Below are 8,078 nucleotides of genomic sequence, written 5' to 3' on the forward strand. Positions count from 1 at the left end.
TAGCGTGCGCTCATCGAGAGTTGTGTAGAACGATGAGCGCTCCGCGTGGGAATGCATGCCGTGACGCTCCGCGTCACCTCCAGAAGCGGAACGCGGAGCGTCCCTGGCGGCATTCCCACGCAGGAGCGTGGGAACGATCCAACAGCTTTTGTGGCGAGGGAGCTTGCTCCCGCTGGACCGCGCAGCGGGCCCAATTTTGCGGCCGCTTCGCGCCCGAGCGGGAGCAAGCTCCCTCGCCACAAGGACCTAGTCCGGGCGCACGACCTTGCCGGTCGCCAGGTCGCGAATCACGCTGGGGTTCTTGCGTCCACCGAGGTTGCCGCCGAGCACCAGGTCGATCTGCCCACGAAAGTACTGCTCGACCCGAATCCGCGTACGCGCCGCCGGGCGACCCTGGGGGTTGGCCGAGGTGGACACCAGCGGGCCGACCAACGAGCACAAGTCGCGCACGGTGGGATGGTCGCTTACCCGCAGGGCGACGGTGTCGTGTACCCCGGTGATCCATTCCGGCAGCAGGTTCTGGTGCGGCACCAGCCAGGTATTGGGCCCCGGCCAGGTGCTGGCCATGCGGTCCATCCAGGTTTCGGGGAAGTCTTCGAACAGGAAGTCGAACTGGTGGATGTTGTCAGCCACCAGGATCAGGCCTTTATCGGGCAGCCGCGACTTGATCGCCAGCAGGCGTTCCACGGCCTCTTCGTTCCATGGGTCACAACCCAGGCCCCAGACCGCTTCGGTTGGATAGGCAATCACCGCCCCGGCGCGAATTTCTCGCGCGGCTTGTTGCACACGCCAACTGTTGACCATGAAAGATTCTCCCGCAACGCAAATAAGGCTGTGGGCAGTTTACCGATCTTCCCCATAAAACCTAGCGCGCAAACCAGCGTCCGTTGTCACAGATGGCGCGTCCGTCCATCTCCAGTTCGGTCAACGTTGCCAGCACTTTGGGCAAGCCCCAGCCACTGGCGTCGGCCAGCGCCTCACTGCTCAGCGGCGCGGCATGCAGCAGGCGCAGCAGCGGATGGGTCACGGGCACGGGCTCCGAGGCCGGCGGCAACCGCTGCCAACCGCGCAGCGCTTCGAGGATGTGCTCGACGGTTTCCACCAGCGCCGCACCGTCGCGGATCAGTTGATGGCAGCCCCGGGCCCCGGGGTGATGGATCGATCCAGGAATGGCGTACACCTCGCGGCCCTGTTCCGCCGCCAGTCGCGCAGTGATCAGTGAACCGCTGGCGACACTCGCCTCCACCACCAGCACGCCCAGGGACAAGCCGCTGATGATCCGGTTACGGCGCGGAAAGTTGCTGGCGTGGGGCGGTGCGTCCAACGGGAACTCCGACAACACCGCGCTGCCCTGGGCAATCATCGCGTCCGCCAGCCGACGATTGCGCTGTGGATAAAAATTTTCCAGACCGGTGCCCAACACGCCGACGGTGCGCCCGCCAACATCCAACGCCGCCTGATGGGCCGCCGCATCGATGCCCAGGGCCAGGCCGCTGGTGATGACAAAACCGGCCCCGGCCAGGCTTCGGGAAAACGCCGCCGCGGTGTCCATGCCGGGGCGTGATGCCCGCCGACTGCCGACCATCCCCAGTTGGGGTTTTTCCAGGATCGAGGTGTCGCCAGCGACGAACAGCAGCGGCGGCGCGTCGCTGATCTGCGCCAACAGCGACGGGTAGTCGGGTTGGTCCCACATCAGTAAATGCTGGCCCGCACGCTCCAGCCAGGCCAATGCATGGGCGGCGCCGTCACGCACATCCGGGTTGCGTCGCGCCTCGACACAGGCCAGCGGCAAGCCCAGCGCGCGCCAGGCGCTGGCTGGCGCACTGATGGCCTTGGAGGCCGAGCCGAAGGCCTCCATCAGCGTCATGAAACGTTTGGGTCCCAGCTCCGGCAAGCGGTGAAGGCGTAGCCGAGCCTCCAGTTCCGCAGGGGAAACCGGCGTAGATTCAGGTAATGACATGCGATCATCCTTGACCGTTATAAGTCCCGTACAAACCGGAACAAGCTGTGGATAACTCTGTTGGTAACTTGTGAGACCCGTTACGGATTACGGACCTTGTCGAGCACCGCCAACGAGCGCGATGCGTACAGCACCAGGCCATAGCTGAGTTTGTCGTAGGTGCGGAAAACCATTAGCAGGCCGGCCCGCTCATCGGGGATCTTCACCCGCTCGCCCGTGATGCGGTCGCGTACGGTTTCACCCGTCTTCATCACCGCCAGCACATTGCCTTCGATCAGCCCGTCGCGCCGGCCCTTGTTCAGGGTGACCACGTCCAGCGCGCCGATCTGGGTCACGCCTCGCGGCACGTCCAGGATCAACCCGTGGATGTCCGATTGCGGCGCGCTGGGCATGAAGGTCGAATTGATCGAGCGCTCTTCGCCGCTGAACAGACGATCACCCAGGCGCACTTCCTGGGTGGTGCGTTGCAGGGCCAGGGTGGTGACATCGCCTTCGCTGGCCACCACTTCGCCGCCGCCGATGTCGTCGGCGTTGATCCCCAGGAACTCCTTGGTCTCGGGATCGGTGTAGACCTTGCCCTGGCGAAAGATGCCGTACGCCGTCTGGTTCGCATCGAACGAGCCACGGGCGAAGACCCTATCCCCCATGCCACTGAGCACCCGTTCGGCATTGCCGGCGACGATATAGGGGGCCTTGTTGAAATCCTCAGGCGTGTCGACGATGCGGTTGCTCAGCAGGAAACTGTTGATGGCTTGCAGTGGAATGCTCGGGATGGCGTCGGCCACTGGCGAACTGCGAATGCGCGGCGACAGCTTGATGGTGCCCCGCGAAGTGCCGCGATTGAGGGTCAGGCGCGGCTGGCCGTTGACGTAGACCAGCGACAGGGTGTCGCCCGGATAAATCAGGTTGGGGTTTTCGATCTGTGGGTTGGCCTGCCAGAGCTCCGGCCATTTCCACGGCTCGCGCAGGAACTTGCCGGAAATGTCCCACAGTGTGTCCCCCGTCACCACCGTGTATTGCTGGGGAAAACCTTCCCGAAGTTGCACTTGCCCGTGCGCGATACCGGCCGAGGCCAGGAGCAGCAGGGCGAGTAGTGATTTCCTCATGCGGTGAATCCCTTTATTATGTGCGTTCGCGTAAAACGCCGGAGCCCCCGTGGCTCGCTGCTTAAGGAGCTATTCTCCACAAGAGCAACGTTTTACAACGGTAGCCTGCATCCCGAGACACGCCAGGCCAGCCACCCGACTTTACCTCACACGTGCATTTATCAAGCTTATGGCCATTTTGAACATTCTCGAATTTCCGGACCCGCGCCTGCGCACTATCGCCAAACCCGTGGCCGTAGTGGACGACGAAGTGCGTCAGTTGGTCGATGACATGTTTGAAACAATGTATGAAGCGCCAGGCATTGGCCTCGCCGCGACCCAGGTCAACGTGCACAAGCGTATCGTCGTGATGGACCTCTCCGAAGACCGCAGCGAGCCGCGGGTGTTCATCAACCCCGAGTTCGAAACCCTGACCGACGAGATGGACCAGTACCAGGAAGGCTGCCTCTCGGTGCCGGGCTTCTACGAAAACGTCGACCGCCCACAGAAGGTCAAGATCAAGGCCCTGGACCGTGACGGCCAGCCTTACGAACTGATCGCCGAAGGCTTGTTGGCCGTGTGCATCCAGCACGAGTGTGACCACCTCAACGGCAAGTTGTTCGTCGATTACCTGTCTACCCTCAAGCGTGACCGGATCAAGAAAAAACTGGAAAAACTTCATCGCCAGAATGCTTGATGCCCCCTTCAAAGGCTTGCCGCGGCAAGCCTTTTTCTTTTTGCGACTGCTTTGTAATTGAGAGCTACCCATGACTGAGCCACTGCGCATCGTCTTTGCCGGCACTCCCGAATTTGCCGCCGAACACCTCAAGGCCCTGCTGGCCAGCCCCTACGAAATCGTCGCGGTCTACACCCAGCCGGACCGGCCGGCCGGTCGCGGGCAAAAACTGATGCCCAGCCCGGTCAAGCAACTTGCGTTGGAAAACGGCATCCCGGTGTTGCAGCCGCCGACCCTGCGTGACGGGCAAGCCCAGGCCGAACTGGCGGCACTGAAGCCGGACTTGATGGTGGTGGTCGCCTACGGCCTGATCCTGCCCCAAGTGGTGCTGGATACCCCGCGCCTGGGTTGCATCAACAGCCACGCCTCGCTGCTGCCGCGCTGGCGCGGTGCCGCGCCGATCCAGCGCGCCGTGGAAGCGGGCGATGCCGAGAGTGGCGTGACGGTGATGCGCATGGAAGCCGGCCTGGACACCGGGCCGATGCTGCTCAAGGCCAGTACCCCCATCAGCGCCGAAGACACCGGCGGCAGCCTGCACGACCGCCTCGCGCTCATTGGCCCGCCGGCGGTGGTCGAGGCCATCGCCGGCCTGGCTGCCGGCACGTTGGAAGGTGAAGTGCAGAACGACAGCCTCGCCACCTACGCGCACAAATTGAACAAGGACGAAGCCCGCATCGACTGGAGCCGCCCAGCCGTTGAGCTGGAGCGCCTGGTGCGGGCTTTCAACCCCTGGCCGATCTGCCACAGCACCTTGAACGGCGAAGCCCTGAAAGTGCTGGCGGCCAGTCTTGCCGAAGGGAAGGGCGCCCCCGGTGAAATTCTCGGTGCCAGCAAGGACGGTCTCGTCGTCGCCTGCGGTGAACAAGCGCTGTGCCTGACGCGTCTGCAATTGCCCGGTGGCAAGGCGCTGAACTTCAGCGACCTGTTCAACAGTCGCCGTGAGAAATTTTCCGTCGGCACTGTGCTCGGCCAAGCGACGGACGCCTCATGAACCCGCGTCTGGCCGCCGCCAAGGCACTTGCCGCCGTCCTCAGCGGCAAAGCCTCCCTCAACAGTTCCCTGCCGACCCAACTGGACAAGGTGGAAGACCGTGATCGCGGTTTCACCCAAGACCTGGCGTTCGGCACCGCCCGTTGGCAGCCACGGTTGTCGGCCCTGGCGGCCAAGCTGTTGCAGAAGCCCTTCAAAGCGGCCGATGCCGACGTCGAAGCGCTGCTGTTGGTGGGGCTTTATCAGTTGCTCTACACCCGCGTTCCCGCTCACGCCGCCATCGGCGAAACCGTGGGCTGCGCCGACAAGCTGAAAAAGCCCTGGGCCAAGGCCCTGCTCAATGCCGTGCTGCGCCGCGCCCAGCGGGAAAGCGAAGCCCTGCTGGCCGAGCTGGAACACGACCCGGTGGTGCGCACGGCGCACCCGCGCTGGTTGCAGAAATCCCTGAAGGCTTTCTGGCCTGAGCAGTGGGAAGCCATCTGCGCGGCCAACAATGCCCATCCGCCGATGATCCTGCGGGTCAATCGCCGCCACCATACCCGCGATGCCTACCTGGCGTTGCTGGGCGAGGCGGGTATCCCGGCCATCCCGTGCCAGTACAGCCGCGACGGCATCGTGCTGGAAACCCCGGGCGATGTGCGTGCCCTGCCAGGCTTCGCCGAAGGCTGGATCAGCGTCCAGGACGAAGCAGCACAACTGGCCGCCGACCTGCTGGAACTGGCGCCCGGCCAACGGGTGCTGGACGCCTGCTGCGCGCCGGGCGGCAAGACCTGCCACATCCTCGAGGTCGAGCCGAAGCTGGCCGGCGTGGTGGCGGTGGACCTGGAAGCCAAGCGCCTGGTGCGCGTGAAGGAAAACCTCGAACGCCTGGGCCTGGAGGCCGAGCTGATCGCCGCCGACGGCCGCGACACCGCGACCTGGTGGGACGGCAAGCCGTTCCAGCGCATCCTGCTGGACGCGCCGTGTTCGGCCACCGGAGTGATCCGTCGCCACCCGGACATCAAGCTCACCCGCCAGCCGGACGACATCGCCGCACTGGCCACGTTGCAGGGCGAACTGCTCGATGCCCTGTGGCCAACCCTGGAAGTCGGCGGCATGTTGCTCTACGCCACCTGTTCGACCTTGCCCACCGAGAATACCGAAGTGATCGAGGCCTTCCTCGCCCGCACCCCGGGCGCCCGGGAACTGGACATCGCCAGCCAGGCCGGCCTCAAGCAGCCCCATGGCCGCCAGTTGCTGGCCCAGGAAGGTGGGCACGACGGGTTCTACTACGCCAAGCTGATCAAGATCGCCGCCGCGCGCGGTTAAGACCGATTCGATAGGAGTGACTGGATGAAAATCATCATCCTCGGCGCAGGACAAGTCGGCGGTTCGCTGGCGGAACATCTGGCCAGCGAGGCCAACGACATCACCGTGGTCGACACCAACGGTGAACGCCTGCGCGACTTGGGCGACCGACTCGACATCCGCACCGTGCAGGGCCGCGGGTCGTTGCCGACGGTGCTGCGCCAGGCCGGCGCCGACGATGCCGACATGCTCGTGGCCGTGACCAACAGCGACGAAACCAACATGGTCGCCTGCCAGGTTGCCCACACCCTGTTCCACACCCCGACCAAGATCGCCCGGGTGCGCGAAGCGGCCTACCTGACCCGCGCCGACCTGTTCGACAACGAAGCGATCCCGGTGGATGTGCTGATCAGCCCCGAGCAGGTGGTGACCAACTACATCAAGCGTTTGATCGAGCACCCCGGCGCCCTGCAGGTGATCGACTTTGCCGAAGGCAAGGCCCAACTGGTGGCGGTCAAGGCCTACTACGGCGGGCCGCTGGTGGGCCAGCAACTGCGCCAGTTGCGCGAGCACATGCCGAATGTGGATACCCGGGTCGCGGCGATTTTCCGCCGGGACCGGCCGATCCTGCCCCAGGGCGATACAGTGATCGAAGCCGACGACGAAGTGTTTTTCATCGCCGCCAAAGCGAATATTCGCGCCGTGATGAGCGAAATGCGCCGTCTCGATGAGAACTACAAGCGCATCGTCATCGCTGGCGGCGGACAGATCGGCGAGCGCCTGGCCGAAGCCATCGAAAGCCGCTACCAGGTCAAGATCATCGAGATGAACCCGGCGCGCTGCCGCTACCTCTCCGACACCCTCGACAGCACCGTGGTGTTGCAGGGCAGTGCCTCGGACCGCGACCTGCTGCTGGAAGAAAACATCGCCGACGCCGACATCTTCCTGGCCCTGACCAACGACGACGAAGCCAACATCATGTCGTCGCTATTGGCCAAGCGCCTGGGGGCCAGGAAAGTGATGACCATCATCAACAACCCGGCCTACGTCGACCTGATCCAGGGCGGCGACATCGACATCGCCATCAGCCCGCAACTGGCAACCATTGGCACCTTGCTGGCCCACGTGCGCCGCGGCGACATCGTCAGCGTCCACTCCCTGCGCCGCGGCGCGGCCGAAGCCATCGAGGCGATTGCCCACGGCGATGCCAAATCCAGCAAAGTCATCGGCAAAGCCATCCGCGACATCGGCCTGCCGCCCGGCACCACCATCGGCGCGATCATCCGCGACGAAGAAGTCCTGATCGCCCACGACGACACCACGATCCAGACCGGCGACCATGTCATCCTCTTCCTGGTGGACAAGAAGCACATTCGCGACGTCGAGAAGCTGTTCCATGTGGGGTTGAGCTTCTTCTGAACACACGGCCCTGTGGCGAGGGAGCTTGCTCCCGCTCGGGTGCGAAGCAGCCGCCAAAGATGGGCCTGCTCTGCAGGCCAGCGGGAGCAAGCTCCCTCGCCACAGGAACAGAACGCAGGAGTTTCAAATGCTCGATTCCCTGGAAAAAATGCTCGCCAAGGGTGTGGATAACTCTCTGCTGCGCTTCGGCCTGGGCAAAGGCTACCTCGACCTCGGCGAATTCACCCGCGCCGCCGAACACTTCCAACGCTGCGTCGAACTCGACCCCAAATACTCCGCCGCCTGGAAACTACTGGGCAAGGCCCACCAAGGCCAAGGCGACCTACCGGCCGCCCGCCAAGCCTGGGAACAAGGCCTCGAAGCCGCCCGCGCCCACGGTGACAAACAGGCCGAGAAAGAGATGGTTGTGTTCCTCAAGAAACTGGATCGCCATCCCTGAATCCCACAAAAACCGCTTTTTGTGGCCAGGGACTTTGCTCCCGCTTGAGTGCGAAGCACTAAGTGTTAAAGGGGATTTATTTGCGGTAAATAGATCTGTCCCCTATCGCTCACGACGTCGAGAAACTGTTCCATGTGGGGTTGAGCTTTTTCTGACCACCAC

The 8,078-nt window shown here is 63.8% G+C and carries 8 protein-coding genes; 5 read left to right on the top strand and 3 right to left on the bottom strand.

Translation table 11 applies throughout. From position 1 onward, the window contains the following. Positions 1-246 precede the first annotated feature (246 nt). From V7773_RS29930 to V7773_RS29940, 3 genes are all read right to left on the bottom strand, one after another. Positions 247-804 carry an L-threonylcarbamoyladenylate synthase gene (locus tag V7773_RS29930; RefSeq protein ID WP_014335849.1) on the bottom strand — a complete coding sequence of 186 codons (558 nt, stop codon included), beginning with the start codon at positions 802-804 and terminating at the stop codon, positions 247-249. Between the two features lie 61 nt (positions 805-865). Next, complete coding sequence (dprA, locus tag V7773_RS29935) at positions 866-1,960, bottom strand: DNA-processing protein DprA (protein ID WP_336076466.1); 1,095 nt, start codon at positions 1,958-1,960, stop codon at positions 866-868. 80 nt (positions 1,961-2,040) lie between these two features. Further along, positions 2,041-3,066, bottom strand: coding sequence for a LysM peptidoglycan-binding domain-containing protein (locus tag V7773_RS29940; RefSeq protein WP_336076467.1), 1,026 nt, complete (start codon positions 3,064-3,066; stop codon positions 2,041-2,043). Between the two features lie 169 nt (positions 3,067-3,235). On the opposite strand from V7773_RS29940, the gene def reads away from it, so the two are divergent. The 5 genes from def to V7773_RS29965 all read left to right on the top strand — a co-directional run bounded on the left by def (position 3,236) and on the right by V7773_RS29965 (position 7,916). Continuing rightward, complete coding sequence (gene def, locus V7773_RS29945) at positions 3,236-3,742, top strand: peptide deformylase (RefSeq protein WP_003196300.1); 507 nt, start codon at positions 3,236-3,238, stop codon at positions 3,740-3,742. 70 nt (positions 3,743-3,812) lie between these two features. Next, complete coding sequence (gene fmt, locus V7773_RS29950) at positions 3,813-4,772, top strand: methionyl-tRNA formyltransferase (protein ID WP_336076468.1); 960 nt, start codon at positions 3,813-3,815, stop codon at positions 4,770-4,772. Beyond that, positions 4,769-6,079 carry a 16S rRNA (cytosine(967)-C(5))-methyltransferase RsmB gene (gene rsmB, locus V7773_RS29955; RefSeq protein WP_336076469.1) on the top strand — a complete coding sequence of 437 codons (1,311 nt, stop codon included), beginning with the start codon at positions 4,769-4,771 and terminating at the stop codon, positions 6,077-6,079. The genes fmt and rsmB overlap by 4 nt, the downstream gene beginning before the upstream one ends. Positions 6,080-6,103: 24 nt before the next feature. After that, positions 6,104-7,477 carry a Trk system potassium transporter TrkA gene (gene trkA, locus V7773_RS29960; RefSeq protein WP_063323586.1) on the top strand — a complete coding sequence of 458 codons (1,374 nt, stop codon included), beginning with the start codon at positions 6,104-6,106 and terminating at the stop codon, positions 7,475-7,477. A 127-nt stretch (positions 7,478-7,604) separates the two neighbouring features. Continuing rightward, positions 7,605-7,916 (top strand): tetratricopeptide repeat protein, encoded by a 312-nt coding sequence (locus V7773_RS29965; RefSeq protein ID WP_336076470.1) that lies wholly within the window; start codon positions 7,605-7,607, stop codon positions 7,914-7,916. Positions 7,917-8,078: the final 162 nt, after the last annotated feature.

This window comes from Pseudomonas sp. 3JA, assembly GCF_036961705.1.
Classification (GTDB): Bacteria; Pseudomonadota; Gammaproteobacteria; order Pseudomonadales; family Pseudomonadaceae; genus Aquipseudomonas; species Aquipseudomonas fluorescens_Q.